Genomic DNA, 19,283 nt, shown 5'->3' with positions numbered 1-19,283 from the left:
GGGGCTGATGAAAAAAGAACGATTCACCATAACCGGCATGACCTGTTCAGCCTGTTCGGCACGGGTGGAAAAGGCTGTGGCGAAACTGGAGGGCACAGAGGGGGTGAGCGTGAACCTGCTGACCAACTCCATGCAGCTGTCTTATGATGAAGGGAAATTGGACGCAGGGACAATCATTGCCGCAGTGGAAAAGGCCGGTTACGGCGCCAGCCTGAAGGGGCAGGAGTCTGTTTCCCAAAAGGAAGAGGCGGCGCCGCTGGAAAAAGAAGCGGCAGACATGAAAAAGCGTCTGCTTTGGTCGGTGCTGTTTCTCTTTCCCATCATGTATATTGCCATGCATCAGATGCTGTTGGCCTGGCTGGGACTGCCGGTGCCGGCGCTGGTGCGGGAGCTGTTTGACGGCGCAGAGAATGCCCTGACCTTTTCCTTGGCCCAATTCCTGCTGCTGCTGCCCATCATGTACCTAAATCGCAAATACTATATCAATGGTTTCAGGAACCTACTTCAGGGGGCTCCCAATATGGACAGCCTGGTGGCTATGGGTTCCATGGCGGCAGCCGTTTTTGGTGCCTTCGCTCTGTTCCGCATAGGATGGGGGCTGGGGCATGGGGACTGGGCCCTGGTGACGGAATACAGCCGCAATCTCTACTTTGAGTCGGCGGGCATGATTGTCACGCTGATTACCGTGGGCAAGTATCTTGAGGCCAGGGCCAAGGGCAAAACAGGTGCTGCCCTGGCCAGGCTAATGGAACTGGCTCCGAAGCAGGCTGCTGTGTTGCGAGGGGGCAGGGAAGTCCTGCTGCCCGTTGAGGAGCTGGTGGCAGGGGACGAGATTATCGTGCGGCCAGGGGAGAGGATACCCGCCGATGGCGTGGTGCTTGAGGGTCAGACCAGCGTGGACGAGTCGGCCCTGACCGGTGAAAGCCTGCCAGTCTTCAAGCAGGCCGGGGATATGGTGACCTCTGCCACGCTGAACAAGGCGGGGGCGATACATTTCCGTGCCCAGAAGGTGGGCAGCGATACCACCATCAGCCAGATCATCCGGCTGGTGGATGAAGCCAGCGCCAGCAAGGCTCCCATGGCCAGGCTGGCTGACCGCATTGCCGGGGTGTTCGTGCCAGTGGTGATTCTCATTGCCCTGGCGGCAGGGGGCGCGTGGCTGGCACTGGGAGAGAGCGTGGAATTTGCCTTTTCCATCGCTATATCCATTCTGGTCATCTCTTGTCCCTGTGCGCTGGGACTGGCAACGCCTGTGGCCATCATGGTGGGCACGGGCAAGGGGGCGGAAAACGGCATACTGATCAAGTCCGGGGAAGCTTTGGAAATTGCCCGGGCCGTGGATACGGTGGTCATGGATAAGACCGGCACCATCACTGAGGGCAAGCCTGCTGTGACAGATGTGGCAGTCTTCGCCATGGAGGAGACGGAATTTTTGGCTCTGGCGGCAGGCCTGGAACAGAAAAGCGAGCACCCGCTGGCTGAAGCCGTGCTGGCCTATGCCGGGAGCAAGAAGATTTCCCCGGCAGCAGTGCAGGACTTCCAGGCCGTCATTGGACGGGGTCTGAAAGGGCAGGTGCAGGGCAAGCCCTGCCTGGCTGGCAACGAAGACTTCATGGCTGAGCAGGGCATAGATATTTCGCCTCATAGCCGACTGGTGACAAAGTTGGCAGATGAGGGCAAGTCCCTGCTGTTCTTTGCCTGTGGGGGAGAACTGGTGGGCCTCATGGCGGTGGCGGACAGGGAAAAGGCTTCCAGCATCGAGGCTATCCGCAAATTCACGGCTATGGGGCTGGAGGTCATCATGCTCACCGGCGATAATGAACGCACAGCGAAAGCTGTCAGCCAGCGGCTGGGCCTCAGGAAATTCATTGCCGGGGTACTGCCGGCCCACAAGGAGCAGCATATTGCAAAGCTGCAGGCAGAGGGTCATAAGGTGGCCATGATTGGCGATGGCATCAATGATGCGCCGGCCCTGGCCCGGGCTGACTTGGGTATTGCCATTGGCGCCGGCACGGATGTGGCCATGGAGAGTGCCGATGCGGTACTGATGCGCAGCAATCTGCTGGATGCAGTGAGTGCCATCAGGCTGTCCCAGGCAGTGATTCGCAATATCAAGGAAAACTTGTTTTGGGCTTTCATCTACAATATCATCGGCATTCCACTGGCTGCAGGGCTTCTGTATCCTGCCTTTGGCATCAAGCTTTCCCCCATGATTGGGGCGGCAGCCATGAGCATGTCCAGTGTCTGCGTGGTCATGAACGCGCTGAGGCTGCGGTATTTCAAGCCGGAGCAGGGGGCAGCAGTGACGGCAGTTCATCAGGATAAAATTGAAGAAACAGCAAATGACAGAAAGGAAGAGGAAAAGACTATGGAAAAGGAACTTAAGATTGAAGGCATGATGTGCGCCCATTGTCAGAAGCATGTAAATGATGCGCTGGCCGGGATGGCGGGAGTTACCGCTGTGGAGGTGAACCTGGAAGCCGGTACGGCCAAGGTGACAGCTGAACGGGAGATTGCCCGGGAGGAGTTCGCCCAGGTCATCACCGAGGCAGGCTACGAATTGGTGGACTAAGTGAAATGGTCCGTCTGGTTTATTTTTATTCCAGACGGGCTATTTTTTTGCTGGTTATTGTTCTCAGGGTCAGGAAGTGGTATAATACATTCAACGAATGAATAATTGTTCATATATAATAATGTTTAGCCTGGGGAGGAATGTCTATGAATCAGAAGCAGAAGAAAAATCTTGTGCGGATTATCGTGGCTGCTGTCCTGATGATTGCCCTGGCCTATGCGCCGCTGGCGGGGCTTCCCCGCTTCCTGGCCTACTTGGTGCCTTATTTCATCATTGGTTATGATATCCTGTACAAGGCTGGCAAGGGCCTCAGGAACCGGCGGGCTTTTGATGAAAGCCTGCTCATGGCCATTGCCACCCTGGGCGCCATGGCTCTGGCTGTTTATGAGGACGGGGATTATACTGAAGCCATTGCCGTCATGCTGTTCTATCAGGTGGGTGAGTGGTTCCAGGCCTATGCCGTGGGCCGCAGCCGCCGGGATATCAGCGAGCTGATGGATATCCGTCCGGACTATGCGAATCTGCAGCAGGCAGATGGCTCCCTTGAGCAGGTGGATCCCTATGAGGTGGAGATTGGCAGCATCATTGTGGTCAAGCCCGGCGAAAAGATTCCCCTGGACGGTGTGGTGGTGGAGGGCACTTCCAGCCTGAATACGGTAGCCCTGACCGGTGAAGCCCTGCCCCGGGAAGCCGGGGCAGGAGATGAGGTCCTCAGCGGCTGCGTCAATATCAATGGCTTGCTGAAAATCAGGACCACCAAGGAATTTGACGAGTCAACGGCCTCCAGGATTTTGGAGATGGTGGAAGACGCCAGTTCCAGGAAGTCCAAATCGGAGGACTTCATCAGCAAGTTTGCCCGGGTTTATACCCCCATCGTGGTATATGCTGCTCTGGCGCTGGCCTTTTTGCCGCCCCTGGTACGTCTTTGGGGCATGGGGCTGGCTCCCGAGTGGGGTACCTGGATTTACCGCGCCCTTACCTTCCTGGTTATCAGTTGTCCCTGTGCCCTGGTGGTCAGCATTCCCCTCAGCTTCTTTGCCGGCCTTGGCGGCGCCAGCCGTCAGGGAGTGCTGGTAAAGGGCTCCAATTATCTGGAAACCCTGGCAGAGGTGGATACGGTGGTCTTTGACAAGACTGGTACCCTGACCAAAGGAGTTTTCCAGGTCAATGCCATTCATACGGACAAATTGAACCGGGAGGAGCTGCTGCACCTGGCTGCTCATGTGGAGCGCTATTCTACTCACCCCATTGCCGAATCTCTGCGCAATGCCTTTGGCCATGAGGCTGATGGCTGCCAGGTGGAAGAGGTGGAGGAAATCGCCGGTCAGGGCATCCGTGCCCGGGTCAACGGCAAGACCGTCTGCGTGGGCAATGCCAGGATGATGGAATCCCTTGGTGCCAGGTGGCATGAATGCGATGAAGCTGGCACCATGATCCATGTGGCGGTAGAGGGCGAATACGCCGGCCATATCATCATTGCCGATGTGGTGAAGGAACATGCCCATGAGGCTATCCGCGCTCTCAAGCGCAATGGCATCAAAAAGACGGTCATGCTCACTGGTGATAATTGCAAGTCAGCTGACAAGGTGGCGGCGGATCTGCAGCTGGATGAGGTATACAGCCAGCTGCTGCCCCAGGACAAGGTAGCCAGGGTGGAAGAGCTGTTGCAGCAGAAAAAGACCGGCAAGCTGGCCTTTGTAGGGGATGGCATCAACGATGCCCCGGTGCTTGCCCGTGCCGATGTGGGCATAGCCATGGGGGCTCTGGGCTCCGATGCGGCCATTGAAGCCGCCGATGTGGTGCTGATGGATGACGATCCTCTCAAGATTTCCGTTGCCCAGCGCATTGCCCGCAAGACCCTGCGGATTGTCAGGCAGAATATCTGGTTCTCCATCGGGGTCAAGGTGCTGGTGCTGATGCTGGGGGCTATAGGCTTTGCCAATATGTGGGCGGCTATCTTCGCCGATGTGGGGGTCATGGTCCTGGCTGTTCTGAACGCTGTGCGGGCCATGTTTGTCCCCAAGTCTGTCCTGCAGGCAAATGAAAACAGCCGCAGCCTTTCAGATGTGGCTGCAGCCTGAAGGATTTCATAAGCAGGGAAAATTGTTTGCCCTGCAAGAGGAGCAATACTTAGATTATCTAATGAATAAACATTCATATATAGAAAGGATGTGCCTGTATGAAGAAGGTTTACAAAATCGAGGTTGACTGTGCCGCCTGCGCGAATCTGATGGAGGAGGCTGCTAAGAAGACGCCAGGTGTCAAAGATGCAACGGTCAATTTCATGGGACTGAAGATGAAGGTGGAATTTGAAGAGGGCCAGGACGTTCAGGCTGTCATGGAAAATGTCCGCAGCAACTGCAAGCGCGTGGAAGACGACTGCGAAGTGTATATCTGAAGCTGGCAAGGGCATACTTGCGAAAATGGGCTGCTGCATGAGTGAGAGTTTCACTTATGCAGCAGCCCTGCTTGTTTGTGCTTATTTTATGTATATGGGGAGCGCCGAGGAGTTACCAGGGCTGGGGCGTCATGGGCGTCACTACGCCGAAGGTGTAGCCCCTTTCACGCAGGATGCGGATGATCTCAGGCACAGCCTTGACGGTTTCCTCATGGCCGCCGGAGCTGTGCATGAGGATGATGACGCAGTCCGTGACAGCCTGACCGGAAATGTTGTCGATGAAATCCTGGGCAGTGGGGTTCCCGGGGGCGGTGTCGGCGGAGCTGACATTCCAGTCGTGTTCCACATAGCCATTGGCAGCGATAGCATCTTCATAGGCCTTGGTGAAATTGCCCATGCGGCCGCTGGGAGCGCGGGTGATCAGGGGGCGTACCCCCAGGAGTTCATAGATGGCCTCATCTGCCTGTTCCATTTCTTCGATATAGTTGCCTACAGAAGCGTAGAGGCGGTTGTAGTCGTGGTCATAGCTGTGGTTGCCCAGGGCATGCCCTTCCTCGAAGATGCGCCTGGCGGTGTCGGGAAAGTTCCTGACATTCCTGCCAGTCACATAGAAGGTAGCCTTGACCCCTTCCTGCTTCAGGATGTCCAGTACCGCTGCCGTGTTTTTCTCATCGGGGCCGTCATCGAAGGTCAGGTAGGCAACTTTGCCCTGCTTGTAAGGCGTGATGGCAGGCAGGGCTGTAGTCAGGCCCTTCTCCCTGCGCTGGGCCAGTGTATAGCGGTCATAGACCGGCGTTTCGGCATTGTCCAGCGACAGGTTGCTGAGGTCATCGGCAACCACCACATAAGCCTTCTTTTCCTCTGCAGGTGCTGCTGCCGGAGTTTCCGTCTGGGCTGCTGCGCTGGAGGCAGGATCAGCTGCCTGGCTGCTGGTGTTTGTGTCCTGGGCGCCACAGCCGGAAAGAAGCAGGCAGGCAAGGCACAGAGCCGCGCCGTTGGTCCGAAGATGTTTGAGTTCCATGAAATAATCCCTTCCTCTTGTATGTATAGTCAATCCTGTCTTATTGTACCTTGTCTCAGAGCTGTTGGAAAGGGCTTATTGTGGCAGGAGGGAGGATTTTCAAGCAGCAGGGTGAAATACTTACTTGGAAAATGATTATACGAGGGGGAAACAGCATGAAAAAATGGTGCAGCAGTGTGCTGCTGGCGGTATTTGTCACGCTTATGCTGGCGCTGGCTTCCGGTTGCGGAGGGCAGGAGGAGGCCGGCAGCACGGTGAGCAGTTCTGCTGAGGTGCAGTCACAGCAGGCAGAGGCAGGGCGCAAGCTTCTTGAGGAAAAGTCAGCGGCCAGGGAGCAGGAGGCTGCTGCCAGAGAAGCGGCGAGAATGCGGGAAATCGCCAGGGAAGAGGCGAGAAAACAGGAGACTGGCAAGGATAGCAGTGCAGCAAGTTATACCATGCAGGATATCAAGAGGCTCAGGAACACGGAAGTCTTTGCCAGGGGCGCACTGGAGCATATCTTTGACGGCACCATCAACAAGAAGGGCAAGGCCACTGGGTATCACTATGACAAGGTGGAGGGCAGCCGGGGCAGGATTCTGCCGGGGACACGCTCCAAGGAGGACAGGCACGGTGTCTTCACCGCCAAGGTGGAGGTGGATGGCGTGCAGAAGAACGGCTTTAGTTCCTTCTATCCTGATGGCTGGACACCCCAGGAAGTGGTGGATGCTATCAATACAGCCTATGCGGATGCTTTGGGGAATTCGGACAATCCCCATGGTGAGCTTTGGATTGGCTACAGCGGGGATCTGGAGATAGATATGTACCTGAACGACCAAAAGAAAATCCTCACTGCCTATCCCATCTACAGGAAGGAGTAGCCCATGCTGAAATACAAAGTGAAAAGGGAAGGCAGGCAGGCTGTGCCGGTCTTTGCCTTTGAGGATAGGGAGTATGCCCTGCTGGGGGAATTCCTGCTGGCAGAGGCCAGGAATTTCGGGGCAGAGCTGCTTTCTTTCCTGTCAGACTGTGAAAAAGCATCTGTTCCGGCTGAGTTTGCCGGCAATGTATTCAGGGTGGAAGCCTCAGGTGGCGGGGCGAAAGTGATCAATGACATTACCGACAGGGAATGCTCGCTTCCGTTGGCGGAGCTCAAGGTCCTGGTGGAAAAATATGTGGGGTTGCTGGAGGAGTAGTTTCCCTGCCACGAAAACAAAGGCTTCTGCTGCCATAGTCGGCAACAGAAGCCTTTTAAATTTCTGAATGGTTCAGTCAAAGGCAATCTTGCTCCAGTCGATGCCCAGGATCTTTTCCCAGAATTCATCTTCGGAGTCAGCTTCGATTCGCGTGTGCTGGAGGGAAAGAGGCGGCTGTTCTTCTTCTGCTTCTTTTTCCTTTTCCTTGTCAGCCTTGGCGGCTTCCTCTTCCTTCTTTTCTTGGGCCTTTTCCAGGCGTTCCTGCTGTTCCTGGGAGGCACGCTCCAGTTCGGCGAAGAGCTTCATGTTGCCTTCGGCATCGATGGTGATGGCAATCTTGCTGAAGGAGACACCCTCGCCCAGCTTGCCATCTTTTTCCAGCTTGTCTGCTACGCCAATGGCCTTTTCCACTTGGCCCATGACTTTGTTCGCGTACTCTTCGTCATCTGCCATCTTTTCAAGCTCCTCATTGGAGAGGATGACGTAGTATCTCTTATTGCTGTTGCCGGCGCCGTCGAAGTCCAGGGGATTTTCTACATTATCGGCTACGAAGAAATCATAGTCCCCGTATTTCTCCCGCAGCTTGGCCAGGAAATCCTGAGCCTTGGGGGAGAGGGCTTCCTCGCCGGACTTCACGCCCCCGGAACCTTCGCCGCTGTCATCTTTGGCATTTTTCTGCTGGACGGCTAAGGCCAGTCCTTCCTGGGAAAGCTCCACGGAGGCGCTGCCGCCGAACTGGGCCAGAGGATCTTTGGCCTCAGAGGCCTTTTCCTTGCTGCCTTTGAACATGTTCTTGCCCAGCTGCTCTGTACTCTTATAGCGAAGCAGGAAATTATTGTTGATTGAGTTTGCCATGGCCCATTCCTCCTTTGGATGCCATAGAAGTCCGTTTCTCCATATCATTATATCGTTATTTGGGTGGCAAAGGTTAAGGGGGAGGGAGGATTTTTCTCCTGCGGGGAGGAAATAGTAATGAGGAAATTATCTCTGACATCTGATTTTGGAGGCATTTATGTTATCTTTGGAAGTATTGCAGGGGTTGCTGCTGCCTTTTATGGGCACTGCCTTGGGGGCGGCAGGGGTGTATGTGCTGAAGGATGAGCTCAATCCTCTGGTGCAAAAGGGGCTTATGGGCTTTGCCGCGGGGGTCATGGTGGCGGCTTCTGTCTGGAGTCTTTTGATTCCCTCCATGGAGGCTTCGGGGCAGCTGGGGCAGCTGGCTTTCCTTCCTGCGGTGATTGGCTTTTGGGCAGGGACGCTTTTCTTGCTGGCCCTTGACCATTTCATTCCCCATCTGCATCTGGACTCGGAGGAGGCAGAGGGCCCCAGCTGCTCGCTGCCAAAATCTGCCATGCTGGTGCTGGCGGTGACTCTGCACAATATCCCTGAAGGCATGGCGGTAGGCGTGGTGCTGGCAGGGTGGATCTCAGGGACTGCCGATGTTACCCTGGGAGGAGCTTTGGCGCTGTCTGTGGGTATTGCCATACAGAACTTTCCCGAGGGGGCCATCATCTCCCTGCCTTTGAGGGCAGCGGGCATGAGCCGCCATAAGGCTTTCCTGGGGGGCATGCTCTCAGGTGTGGTGGAGCCTATAGGAGGGCTGCTGACTATCCTGGCGGCCAGCTTTGTAATCCCGGTGCTTCCGTATCTGCTGGCCTTTGCGGCAGGGGCCATGCTCTATGTGGTGGTGGAAGAACTTATTCCTGAGATGTCCTCAGGCCACCATTCCAATGTAGGGGTGCTGGCCTTTGCCCTTGGATTTACGCTGATGATGGCGCTGGATGTGGCGCTGGGGTAAGTTTTGGCAGATATGGCAGCATGCAAAAAGAGGGGCGTCAGCGTCCCTCTTTTCTTTTGAAGCCGGGGTGGTCGCCCCGGCCTTTTACGATATGGAAGCCTGTGGAGGCAACTCGTCCTGAAAGGCATCTGATGCACTCGGCGGCTTCTTCGCCTGTGCAGATCTTGTTGTCGTACAGGGCATATTTTTTCCGCACTGAGACAGGGGACAGGTTGGGCATGAGGACATTGGCTCCGGCCAGCAGACCTTTTTCCCGTCCCCGGGGGTCGATGGTGCCTAAAGCGGTGGTGGCAGGCAGCAGCACCTGGGGCAGAAGCAGGCGGATTATGGAGAGCAGCCGCAGGGTGAGTTCTGCTGTGCCTGCTGGTTGGTCAGCAAAGGGCGTGTCCTGCTGGGGGATGAAGGGACCGATGCCCACCATTTCCGGCTGCAGTTCCTGCAACAGCCGGAAGTCCTTGATGAGGTGAGCCGTAGTCTGCCCAGGAGAACCCACCATCATGCCGCAGCCCACCTGATAGCCGATGGCTTTCAGGTCGCGCAAGCACTTCAGGCGGTGCTCCCAGGACATTCCTGCCGGGTGCAGGCTTTCGTAGTGGGCCTTGTCAGCTGTTTCGTGCCGCAGCAGGTAGCGGTCTGCCCCCGCCTCAAAGAGTTTCTCATAGCTGTCCCGCTCCCGTTCACCCACAGACAGGGTGACGGCGCAGTCGGGATGGCTTTTTTTGATGGCGCGGATAAGCCCGGCCAGCCTCTCGTCGGTGAAATAGCTGTCCTCGCCGCCCTGCAGCACGAAGGTGCGGAAGCCCAGCTGATAGCCTGCTTTGCAGCAGGCCAGGATTTCTTCGCAGGTCAGGCGGTAGCGCTGGGCTCTTTCATTGCCGCGCCTGATGCCGCAGTAATAGCAATTGTTCCGGCAGTAGTTGGTGAACTCTATGAGCCCGCGGATATATACGTCCTTGCCATAGTATCTTTCCCGGGTGTTTCTGGCCCGCAGGGCAAGTTCCGCGCAAAAAGCAGAGGAATCTGCCTCCAGGAGAGAGGCAAATTCCTCATCGCTAAGGTCTTGTGTCCGTTCAAGTTTGGTCAGCAGGGAAATAAGGTTCTTTTCGGTCATCAGTTTACCTTCTCAAAGTCCGAAGCGGGGTGCTTGCAGAGGGGGCAGATGAAATCTGCGGGAAGTTCGTCGCCTTCATACTCATAGCCGCAGATGGTGCAGCGCCAGATGGTCTTGCCATCTTTCTTGGGGGCTGCCTGGGGTTTCGGCTTGATGTTCTGGTGGTAGTAGGTGTAGGTGGCAGAGGGGGTATCATTCAGCACGTCCATATCCGTGACGCTGGCGATGAAAAGGCTGTGTGTGCCCAGGTCGATTTCCTGGGTGACGTAGCCGGAGATATAGGCATTGGTGCCTTCGTCTATGAGCAGGGCGCCGCTGGGCAGGCGTTTGGTGGCAGTGAAGCCCGCGAATTTGTCCACATTCTTCCCGGACTGGAAGCCGAAGCGTTTGAACAGCTCGAAGTCCGCCTGCTGGCTGATGATGGAGGCAGTGAATTTCTTGCTGGCCGCAATCATGTCCCGGGTGTAGTTGCTCTTGTTCACGGCAATGGTGATCTGGTTGGGGTCTGAGGTGACCTGGGTGACGGTGTTGATGATGCACCCGTTGTCCTTGCCGTCAAGATTGGCGGTGAGGACGTATAGGCCATAGGAAATGTTGAACATGGCTTTCGGATTCATAAGTGGCCCTCCTATCAGAAGAGAAAATTCAGATATATCTGTATTATAACTTACTGGGAAGTATTTGGCTATAGGACTTTAGAAGCAAAACGGCTTCTCCGCAAATTTGGCAGAGAAGCCGTTAGCTCAAATGTCATTTCAGATTGAACTTGATGCCGGTGCACTCTCCGGCAGGCTGTCCTTCAGGTCGTTGTTGGTCATGGCGCAGACGCAGGAGTCGGACCAGACGTTTTCTGCTGTCTCAATCATGTCGATGACGGCGTAGATGGGCAGGATGATGCCCATGAGCCCCAGGGGAGCGCCCAGAGAGGACATGAGGGAGAGAGTCAGGAAGTAGCAGCCCATGGGGACGCCGGCGTTGCCTACGGCGGCCAGCACAGCTACGAAGAGCCAGGAAATCATGGTGGGCAGGGTCAGCTCAAAACCGGCATTCTGCATGACGAAAAGTGACGTTACAAGAATAAAGGCGGCACAGCCGTTCATGTTGATGGTGGTGCAGATGGGCAGCACGAAGCGGGAAACCCTGGGACTCACCTTGAGGTTTTCCTCGGCCGTAGCCAGGGTCACCGGCAGGGTGGCGGCGGAACTCTTGGTGAAGAGAGCCACGGCAATGGCCGGGGACATCTTCTTCAGGACTTGGAGGGGGTTGAGTCCCCGGAGAGCCAGGAACAGGGGCAGCACGATGAAGAACTGGATGAGGTTGCCGCCCATGACAACTGCCACGTATTTGCCCAGGGCGCCTACGATGACGCCTGCCTCAATCTGGGCAGAGAGCTGGGCGGAGAAAGCCAGGATGCCGAAGGGCAGGATGTAGAGCAGGCCGCGGATCAGGGTGAAGAGAAGCTCCTGCAGGCCTGCAATGCCTTTCAGCAGCACTTCCCGGTTCTCGGTCCTGGGCATGAAGGCCAGCCCCAGGCCTGCGGCAGCAGCGATGAAGAGCACGGAGAGCACATTGCCAGCCAGGAAGGGCTGGAGCACATTGTTGGGGATGACCTTCAGGAAGTGGTCATAGTAGGAGAGAGAACCCACCTTGTCCATGGGAATGGCGCTGGCTCCTGCGCCGATGGCCTCGGCGGGCAGGTTGCCAGGCTCAATCCAGAGGTAGAGTAGCAGGCCCACTGCTGCCGCCGCGAACGTAGTCAGCAGGGTGTAGGAGAGGGCCCGGGCAAAGATCTTGCGGGTCTCCTTCTGTGCTCCCAGGCTGGAGAGGGTAGTGATGACAGCCAGGGCGATGGTGGGCACGGCGATGAACTGGAAGAGCCGGGTGAACACCGTGGCGATGAAGTCGAAGAAGGAAATCAGGGGGGCGGGGCCTACCCAGCCCAGGATGGCGCCCAGGATCAAAGCTCCCAGCCACAGCAGGAAGGTTTTGCCATTGCCTTGCTTTCGGCTGGTCTGAATGATGTTTTGGGCCTGCTCACGCAGGTTGTTCTTTTCAGACATAAGAATGCTCCTTTCTTGTGTACGGATGATTGCATAATTGAGTTGAAAATGAAAAATAAATGACTTGCTTGCTATTATATATATAAACGGGATAAATGTCTACTCTTTTATCTACTATTTTGATAGGCAAATAAACTCTGAGAAGTAAATATTATCTTTGGAAAAATGAGAACATTTGCGTTATAATATGACTAAGCGTGTAGTGTTTGTGTATATGTAAAAGGAGAGTCCCAAATGTCAAAGGCAAAGGTTTATTTCACGGATTTCCGCACTGACCTGCAGACCAACCTGATGCAGAAGCTGCAACGTCTCTGCAAGGTGGCTGGCATGACCAAGGAGATTGACTTCCAGGGCAAGTTCACCGCCATCAAGATGCATTTCGGTGAGCTGGGGAATATGGCTTACCTGCGTCCCCAATATGCAAGGGCTGTGGCAGAGATGGTGAAGGAAGCAGGGGGGATTCCCTTCCTGACGGACTGCAACACCCTATATCCCGGCAGTCGCAAGCATGCTCTGGAGCATTTGGATTGTGCCAATATCAATGGCTTCAATCCTCTCACGGCGGGCTGCCAGATCATCATCGCCGATGGTCTCAGGGGTACGGATGAGGCTGAGGTGCCTGTCAAGAATGGTGAGTATGTCAAGGAGGCCAAGATTGGCCGGGCCATCATGGATGCGGATGTTTTCATCAGCCTGGCCCATTTCAAGGGCCATGAGATGACTGGTTTCGGTGGTGCCATCAAGAACATCGGTATGGGCTCTGGCAGCAGAGCAGGAAAGATGGAGCAGCATTCTTCCGGCAAACCAGAGGTGAACGCAGAACTCTGCAAGGGCTGCCGCCGCTGTGCCAGGGAGTGCGGCTCCGATGCCATCACCTATGAGAATAACAAGGCTTATATCAATCCAGACCTTTGCAAGGGCTGCGGCCGCTGCATCGGCGCTTGCGCCTTCGATGCCATCGAGACTGTGCAGTGGGATGCGGGCAATCTGCTGGACAGGAAGATGGCAGAATACGCCCAGGCTGTCTGCCAGGACCGCCCCTGCTTCCATATCAATATCGTGAGAGACATTTCGCCCAACTGCGACTGCCACGGGGAGAACGATGCCCCCATCCTGCCGGATATCGGCATGTTTGCTTCCTTTGACCCGGTGGCCCTGGACCAGGCCTGCGTTGATGCCTGCCAGCAGGCAGAGCCCATGCCCAACAGCCAGCTGTCAGACAATCTGAAAAAGCCCGACTGGCAGTGCCACCACGACCACTTCATGGACAGCAATCCCAACGTGCATTGGAAGGAAACTCTGGAGCACGCGGAGAAGATTGGGCTTGGTTCCCGGGAGTATGAGTTGGTGAAGATAAAGTAAATCTTCATAACAGCATATACTGAGAAAGCCGCCTTGCTGGCTTTATTCAGCGAGGCGGCTTTTGCTGACTGTCATATTACGTTCAAGCAGCTTTGTTGCTTGCAGCTTTATAGGTGCTCAGGATACAGGTTATCCAAGGTATATTTGACCACATCAGAGCGGGAAATTTCTTCATACCCTGACTTAGAAAAGAATCCATAGCGATAGCAGTACAAGCCGCTCGAGTTCACTTGCTGGATTTCTTTTTCTATCATGGCATTTGAAACAGGGGCATCACGGAACTTTGCCTCATAGAAAGCATAGCCACGGTCATCCTTGGTCACTACGTCAAATTCGCCATTTTTATGCTCCTTGGGCAGATCGTAATAGTATTTGCCTATGGCCTCGAAAGGTTCATCCATTTCGCCCTGTTGATTTTTCAGGATAAGGAACTGCTTGCAAATGTCTTCGAACCTTTTGGGTACATAGAATTGCTCAAAATCACTCTCAATGTAACGCTGGTAGAAGATTTCGGGATTCATAATGCGCCGTTGGGAGGCATAGCGAAAAATATACCGATAAAAGAACATGGACATATTGTCGCTGATGAAATAGCCAGCCTTTTTTTTATTGTTAGCGTCATTTATGGGGGCTTCTTTGTCAACCATATCCATCAGCATAAGTTTTTTCAAGACATCAGATAATAATGCGCTGCTGGATAAGTGGGACTGGGACAGGATATCGCTAAACTTGGAAAAGCCTCTGGTCAAGGCCTCAAACACTTCATTGGCACTGTTTATCTTGGCAAGCTCAGTGCTTAAGTACATGGAAACCTCGTCTTCCAGGCGGGCACCTGGCAGGGCAATCAGCTCCATGATGTTTTCTTTGACTGACAGGCGCTCATCTATGAGGCTGTTGTAGTAAGGGATTCCACCAAACACGCTATAGAGCCGCACCTTGTCGTCGCGGGAAAAAGATGGATAGAAGTTTGCTGACTCCAGGTAGTTCATTGGCTTCAGATTGAGCACTGTAGAAATACGCCCGTACAAAGGATTATGCCGCAGGAGCAGTTTTTTCATGGTGTCCACAAAGGAACCGCATAATATCAGCTTAATCTGTGAATGGTTCTTATACTTGTCAATCAGTGCCTGCAAGATGCTGTCCAAGCCGGTTACTATCTTTTGCAGATAAGGATACTCATCCAAGACCAGGATAATCTTTCTCGCACAGGCCTGCTTGAACACGAAATCTAGCAATTGCTCTATATTAGCGAATCCTAGAGGGGGAAGTTGCATTTTATCGGAAACTAATTCTCCAAGAGTTGCTACATTATTTGATTCAGTAGTCTGCTTGCACTCAAAATATATGGCATCATCAACGTGTTGCTGGACAAATTGCTTTATCAGTTCGCTTTTGCCTACACGTCGCCGCCCATAAATCAATGTGGCTTCCTGTGTCTGGCTGTCGTACATTTTATCTAATCTGGCCAGTTCCTTTTCTCTTCCAATGAAATCATACTGCTGCATATTTCTCATCTCCTTTTTAGTAAATAGTGAGTTACTAAATCGCTATTTACTATATTTTACAACAGAATAAACGAAAAGAAAATAGCCGCTCCATTTGGCGGCTGACTTTTTAAAGGGCAACATCTTCTTCGGTGTTACACCATTGGCAGACAGGTTAAGGTATCTGATACAGTTCTGGATACGCCAGCAGATTAACCTCAAAGGTCCGGGGCCAGGGGAAGGATACGTCTATTTTCAGATGATGGAGGGCGAGCGTGAGCTCGCCCTTTTGCCATGCCACTTGGTAGGGGGCGCGGGCGGCACGGGTGTTTTGGTAGGCTGACAGATGTTCGTTGAGGGACTTCTGCAGCATGGCGGTGGCCCAGCGGTAGTTGTGCTCCAGGTCAAGGTCGGCTGTGTTGGTGTAGCCGGCTTTTTTCAGGCTGTTGTTCACTTCGTCGATGTCCTGCTTGAGATAAAAGTAGTCTTCCATGATCCGCCCTTGCAGGAAAGCGCTCTGGGCGTAGGCCGTCTGCATGACTTCGTCTTTGTCCTCACAGGCTGAGAGGGCGGCGAGGTACAGGGAGGCCTGGCTGCTGGCGGTGCCGATGGAGTTGCTGGCGGTGTTCCAGCCGGAGTAGGCGGCAAGGCTGCTGACGGGAAAATCTTCCTCAAGGAGCTGGGGGAAAAGGCATTCGCTGCCAGTGAAGTGCTGGCTTAGGTCAACGATGGCCAGCTGCTTTCCTGCCAGCTGATATTTATTCAGCCGGGCGGTGCTTTTTGCCCGGCTTTTCAAGGTATCCTCCTTGTTGTCTATGGCTGACATAAAGAGAATGAAATCTGCTTCTTCGGGGTTGTTGGTTTCTTCGCCCCCCAGCAGGGCAATCTTCTCCCGGGCGGTGGTCTCCATGTCCACAGCCATATAGGGCATGATCTTCTGCAGTGTTTCCGGGGTGTTGCAGTCAAGGAAGACTTTGGGAGCAAAGCCTGTGCGCTGATTTTCGATGCCTGCCAGCAGGGTAAGGGCAATCTCGTCTGCCCCGTGGGTGAGGAATACACGGGAGCTGTCCAGGCCGCTGGCAGCTATGTAGCCCAGCAGGGCGCTTTTCTCTATATTGGGAATGCTGTAGGCTTCGCCGTCGTCCTGTCCCAGGACCAGCTTGGTGAGTATGCCCTCCCTGGTCAGGTCGATAAGTTTCTGATTGAGGTATTCATTTTCCTTGAAGTGGGCCAGATAGGCTGAAAGGCTTTGGGGCGGGATGGCTTCTTCAAGCCGCCTGAGTTCGTTTTCATCAACTGCCAGCCCGGCGGCTTTTCTGCCGGCCAGGCGGGAGTAGGCTGTCAGGTCTTTCCGTTCCTGGTAGCCGTCAATGCTGTCCTGGGGGGTGAGGCGCGGCAGGATGGAAAAGGCGTAGAGAGGGACAGCGGGATATTTTTCGTGCAGGTTCCTCAGATATGCTGTCAGGCTGTCCACTTCTGCATGGCTGGCATTTTTTTCTCTGGCAGCCAGCAGCCCGCCGTGGAGCAATTGGTCAATGGAGATAAGGGCGGCGGAGGAATCGCTGAGGTCGTTCATCAGCCATTCTTTCATGCTCTGAGTGTTGCCTGGCAGTGAGTAGTAGTCTTGCAGTTCGCCTGGAGGCACGGAAACTTCAAGCCCTGCAATCCTGCCGCCATTGATGACAAACTGGCGGCAGGGAGGGCGGCCATCCAGGGGCAGCAGGGTGATTTTTGCCTTTGGCGGGATTTGGGGCAGGGGCAGGGGGGTGCCAGCGGGAGCAGGGGTGTGCAAGTGCCAGACGCCTAAGGCGAAAGCTGTTATAAGCAGGATAAGAGTGAGAGAGGCAAGGTTTTTATTTTTAAGCAAGGCAAGGCTCCTTTGCTGAATTTGTGGATGAATAACCATACATATATGATATTATACGTCATAGAACTGTTCACGAAAACGAAAAAATATGATAGAATGTTTTCTGTGTAAGAAGATTGGCGGGTGCAACCATTGCAGGCACCGCCGGAATGGAGCAGGAAATGCGGATTATCACGGGCAGCGCCCGGGGCGCAAAACTGAAGACCCCCAAGGGGCAGGACACCCGGCCCACAGCCGACAGGGTGAAGGAATCCCTGTTCAATATCCTGGGCAGGATGATTGAGGGCCGGACGGTGCTGGATATCTTTGCCGGTACCGGCAGCCTGGGGTTGGAAGCCCTGTCCCGGGGGGCGGAAGGGGCCGTGCTGGTGGATAAGGCCACCGCAGGCCTGATCAGCGAGAATGCCCGCCACACTCGTCTGGCAGACAGGGCCGAGGTCATGGGCTGTGATGTGTACAGCGCCCTCAGCCGCCTCTCTGCCGCCGGCCGCAGCTTCAGCCTGATCTTTTGTGACCCTCCTTATCATAGGGGGCTATGGGAAAGGGCGCTGGAGGTCCTGGATGAAAATGATGTGCTTGCCTATGAGGGCATACTGGTGGTGGAGCACGGGGCTGATGAAAATAAGTACCCGCAGTTGGAGAAGCTCCAGCTGGTGCTGAATAAGCGCTATGGGCACACCACCCAGCTGAGTTTCTTCCAGCGAAAAGATTATCTGGCAGCTTGTGAGGAGGCAGGAGAATGAAGAGAGCCATCTGCTCCGGGAGCTTTGACCCGGTGACCAACGGCCACATTGATATATTTGAGCGGGCCAGTGTCATGTTTGATGAGCTTATTGTCTGCGTCTTCAACAATATGCTTAAAAACCCTTTCCTGCCAGTGGAACAGCGCGTTGCGCTGATTGAGGAAGCTGTCAGACACCTGCCCAATGTGAAGGTGGATTCCTTCTCGGGGCTGGTGACCAAATACATGGAGGAGCACGACGCCCATATCATCGTCCGGGGAGTACGCTCCGTGAAGGATTTGGAATATGAGCAGAATGAAGCCTATATGCTGAGGCATCTGGACAAGAAGCTTGATACGGTGTTCCTGCTTACCCGCCCGGAATACTCTTTTGTCAGTTCTTCAGGGATAAGGGAACTGGTGCATTTCGGCGGAGAGATACACGGCCTGGTGCCAGATTGTGTGGAGCGGGCTATTCTGGAGCATCACGAAAAGATGTGATTTCTGAAATACAGTTTCTGACTGGTTGTACAGAGTGACAGATGGATATAATTAGGGAAAAGAAAGGGAGCAATATTTATGTCAGTTTTTGAATCATTGGATAGGATAGAGAATCTGGTGGTTGGGGCCCGTCGCGTGCCTTTCACGGAAAAGACCATGGTCAGTGATGGCGACCTGATCCATTATGTGGACGAGCTGCGCCATGACGTTTCCAGCGAGCTGGAAGAATCAAATGCCATCAAGGCCAATAAGAATGCCATACTTGAGGAAGCTCAGAAGGAAGCTGAACGCATTGTGGAAGAGGCCAAGAAATACGCCCAGCGCATCACGGATGAGCAGGAAATCATCAGGAACTCCCGTGGCGAGGCAGAAAGAATCATGGCCGAAGCCCGCAGCCAGGCCGAAGCCACGGTGACGGAGAGCCAGGAAAAGGCCCGCACCCTTATGGAGCAGGCTCAGTCCCAGGCCAGGGAGATCATGGAGCGCACCCAGGCCAATGCCACCCAGCTGCAGAGTGATGCCGACAGCTATGCCAATCAGGTTTTTGACCAGCTCATAGCCCATGTCAGCAGCACCTTCCAGGGTGTGCGTCAGGCTGAGGCTGGCCTGCAGCAGGCTTTGACGGTGCTGCAGCAGGCCAAGAGCCAGATGAACCAGCCCCATCCGGTGAACAATCATCCGGCTGCGGCTCCCCAGCCTATCGAAGAATAAGGGCACAGGCTCATGCCGGGAGGCGATATTCATGCAGGAAGAGGTCAGGGCAGCAGATAATCTTCTGCTATTGGAAACCAATATTGATGACATGAATCCCCAAATTTATGGCTATCTCTATGACAGGCTTTTTGAGGCCGGGGCCAGGGATGTGTGGACGACTCCTATCTATATGAAGAAAAACCGCCCGGGGCAGATGCTCTCTGTGCTGGCAAGCGAGGATAAGAAGGACGCTTGTGCCAGTATTATCTTCAGGGAAACCACCAGCATCGGCATCAGGGTGCGGCGTATTGAAGAAAGGCTGGAAGCTGACCGCCATCTGGCCAAAGTGGATACCAAATATGGGGATATTACCTGCAAGGTCAGTGCTTATGGCGGCCATCTCATCAATGTGGCTCCTGAGTATGAGGACTGTTGCCGGGCGGCCAGAGAGAAGAAAGTGCCGCTGAAACTTGTGCAGCAGGAAGCTATGCGCGCCTTTGAAGCAAGGCTGGGAGACTAG

18 protein-coding genes are annotated in these 19,283 nt (G+C 54.5%); 11 read left to right on the top strand and 7 right to left on the bottom strand.

Annotation, left to right across the window (positions count from 1 at the left end):
• Positions 1–7: 7 nt before the first annotated feature.
• From P159_RS0101120 to P159_RS0101110, 3 genes are all read left to right on the top strand, one after another.
• The gene (locus P159_RS0101120) at positions 8–2,572 is read left to right on the top strand and encodes a heavy metal translocating P-type ATPase (RefSeq protein ID WP_029540632.1); all 2,565 of its coding nucleotides are present in this window, start codon (positions 8–10) and stop codon (positions 2,570–2,572) included.
• A 146-nt stretch (positions 2,573–2,718) separates the two neighbouring features.
• The gene (locus P159_RS0101115) at positions 2,719–4,653 is read left to right on the top strand and encodes a heavy metal translocating P-type ATPase (RefSeq protein ID WP_029540631.1); all 1,935 of its coding nucleotides are present in this window, start codon (positions 2,719–2,721) and stop codon (positions 4,651–4,653) included.
• 98 nt (positions 4,654–4,751) lie between these two features.
• Entirely contained in the window at positions 4,752–4,970 is a 219-nt protein-coding gene (locus tag P159_RS0101110) for a cation transporter (RefSeq protein WP_029540630.1), read from the top strand.
• A gap of 112 nt (positions 4,971–5,082) precedes the next feature.
• On the opposite strand, the gene P159_RS0101105 is transcribed toward P159_RS0101110, so the two are convergent.
• Positions 5,083–5,991, bottom strand: coding sequence for a polysaccharide deacetylase family protein (locus tag P159_RS0101105; RefSeq protein WP_051650029.1), 909 nt, complete (start codon positions 5,989–5,991; stop codon positions 5,083–5,085).
• A 155-nt stretch (positions 5,992–6,146) separates the two neighbouring features.
• On the opposite strand from P159_RS0101105, the gene P159_RS18985 reads away from it, so the two are divergent.
• On the top strand, positions 6,147–6,851 hold the full coding sequence (locus P159_RS18985; RefSeq protein WP_029540627.1) for an EndoU domain-containing protein: 705 nt from the start codon (positions 6,147–6,149) through the stop codon (positions 6,849–6,851).
• 3 nt (positions 6,852–6,854) lie between these two features.
• Positions 6,855–7,166, top strand: a complete 312-nt coding sequence (locus tag P159_RS0101095) for a hypothetical protein (RefSeq protein WP_029540625.1) — start codon at positions 6,855–6,857, stop codon at positions 7,164–7,166.
• A gap of 72 nt (positions 7,167–7,238) precedes the next feature.
• Here the strand turns inward: P159_RS0101095 and P159_RS0101090 are convergent, their stop codons facing one another.
• The gene (locus P159_RS0101090) at positions 7,239–8,021 is read right to left on the bottom strand and encodes a DUF6033 family protein (RefSeq protein ID WP_029540624.1); all 783 of its coding nucleotides are present in this window, start codon (positions 8,019–8,021) and stop codon (positions 7,239–7,241) included.
• A gap of 157 nt (positions 8,022–8,178) precedes the next feature.
• On the opposite strand from P159_RS0101090, the gene P159_RS0101085 reads away from it, so the two are divergent.
• On the top strand, positions 8,179–8,964 hold the full coding sequence (locus P159_RS0101085) for a ZIP family metal transporter (protein ID WP_029540623.1): 786 nt from the start codon (positions 8,179–8,181) through the stop codon (positions 8,962–8,964).
• Between the two features lie 37 nt (positions 8,965–9,001).
• Here P159_RS0101085 and hydE read toward each other — a convergent pair whose 3' ends face one another.
• The 3 genes from hydE to P159_RS0101070 form a co-directional block, all read right to left on the bottom strand.
• On the bottom strand, positions 9,002–10,075 hold the full coding sequence (hydE, locus tag P159_RS0101080) for a [FeFe] hydrogenase H-cluster radical SAM maturase HydE (RefSeq protein ID WP_029540622.1): 1,074 nt from the start codon (positions 10,073–10,075) through the stop codon (positions 9,002–9,004).
• Positions 10,075–10,692 carry a flavin reductase gene (locus P159_RS0101075; RefSeq protein ID WP_029540621.1) on the bottom strand — a complete coding sequence of 206 codons (618 nt, stop codon included), beginning with the start codon at positions 10,690–10,692 and terminating at the stop codon, positions 10,075–10,077. The genes hydE and P159_RS0101075 overlap by 1 nt, the downstream gene beginning before the upstream one ends.
• 138 nt (positions 10,693–10,830) lie before the next feature.
• Positions 10,831–12,135: a dicarboxylate/amino acid:cation symporter gene (locus P159_RS0101070; protein WP_029540620.1), complete on the bottom strand. Its 1,305-nt coding sequence runs from the start codon at positions 12,133–12,135 to the stop codon at positions 10,831–10,833.
• A 234-nt stretch (positions 12,136–12,369) separates the two neighbouring features.
• On the opposite strand from P159_RS0101070, the gene P159_RS0101065 reads away from it, so the two are divergent.
• Positions 12,370–13,497, top strand: coding sequence for a DUF362 domain-containing protein (locus P159_RS0101065; protein ID WP_029540619.1), 1,128 nt, complete (start codon positions 12,370–12,372; stop codon positions 13,495–13,497).
• A gap of 107 nt (positions 13,498–13,604) precedes the next feature.
• On the opposite strand, the gene P159_RS0101060 is transcribed toward P159_RS0101065, so the two are convergent.
• Positions 13,605–15,002: an ATP--cob(I)alamin adenosyltransferase gene (locus P159_RS0101060; RefSeq protein WP_029540617.1), complete on the bottom strand. Its 1,398-nt coding sequence runs from the start codon at positions 15,000–15,002 to the stop codon at positions 13,605–13,607.
• A 154-nt stretch (positions 15,003–15,156) separates the two neighbouring features.
• Complete coding sequence (locus tag P159_RS0101055) at positions 15,157–16,848, bottom strand: DUF4127 family protein (RefSeq protein WP_051650028.1); 1,692 nt, start codon at positions 16,846–16,848, stop codon at positions 15,157–15,159.
• A gap of 161 nt (positions 16,849–17,009) precedes the next feature.
• Here P159_RS0101055 and rsmD point away from each other — a divergent pair, with 161 nt between their 5' ends.
• The 4 genes from rsmD to larC all read left to right on the top strand — a co-directional run bounded on the left by rsmD (position 17,010) and on the right by larC (position 19,283).
• Positions 17,010–17,591 carry a 16S rRNA (guanine(966)-N(2))-methyltransferase RsmD gene (gene rsmD / locus P159_RS0101050; RefSeq protein ID WP_029540614.1) on the top strand — a complete coding sequence of 194 codons (582 nt, stop codon included), beginning with the start codon at positions 17,010–17,012 and terminating at the stop codon, positions 17,589–17,591.
• Positions 17,588–18,070: a pantetheine-phosphate adenylyltransferase gene (coaD, locus tag P159_RS0101045; RefSeq protein WP_029540612.1), complete on the top strand. Its 483-nt coding sequence runs from the start codon at positions 17,588–17,590 to the stop codon at positions 18,068–18,070. Before rsmD ends, coaD begins: the two co-directional genes overlap by 4 nt.
• Before the next feature lie 78 nt (positions 18,071–18,148).
• Positions 18,149–18,781 carry an ATP synthase F0 subunit B gene (locus tag P159_RS0101040; RefSeq protein ID WP_051650027.1) on the top strand — a complete coding sequence of 211 codons (633 nt, stop codon included), beginning with the start codon at positions 18,149–18,151 and terminating at the stop codon, positions 18,779–18,781.
• A 31-nt stretch (positions 18,782–18,812) separates the two neighbouring features.
• Positions 18,813–19,283, top strand: a complete 471-nt coding sequence (gene larC, locus P159_RS0101035) for a nickel insertion protein (protein ID WP_051650026.1) — start codon at positions 18,813–18,815, stop codon at positions 19,281–19,283.

It is taken from the genome of Selenomonas sp. AB3002 (assembly GCF_000702545.1).
Lineage (GTDB): Bacteria > Bacillota > Negativicutes > Selenomonadales > Selenomonadaceae > Selenomonas_B > Selenomonas_B ruminantium_A.
The sequence above is the reverse complement of the archived record's forward strand: the minus strand, read 5'-3'. Positions and strand labels throughout refer to the sequence as shown.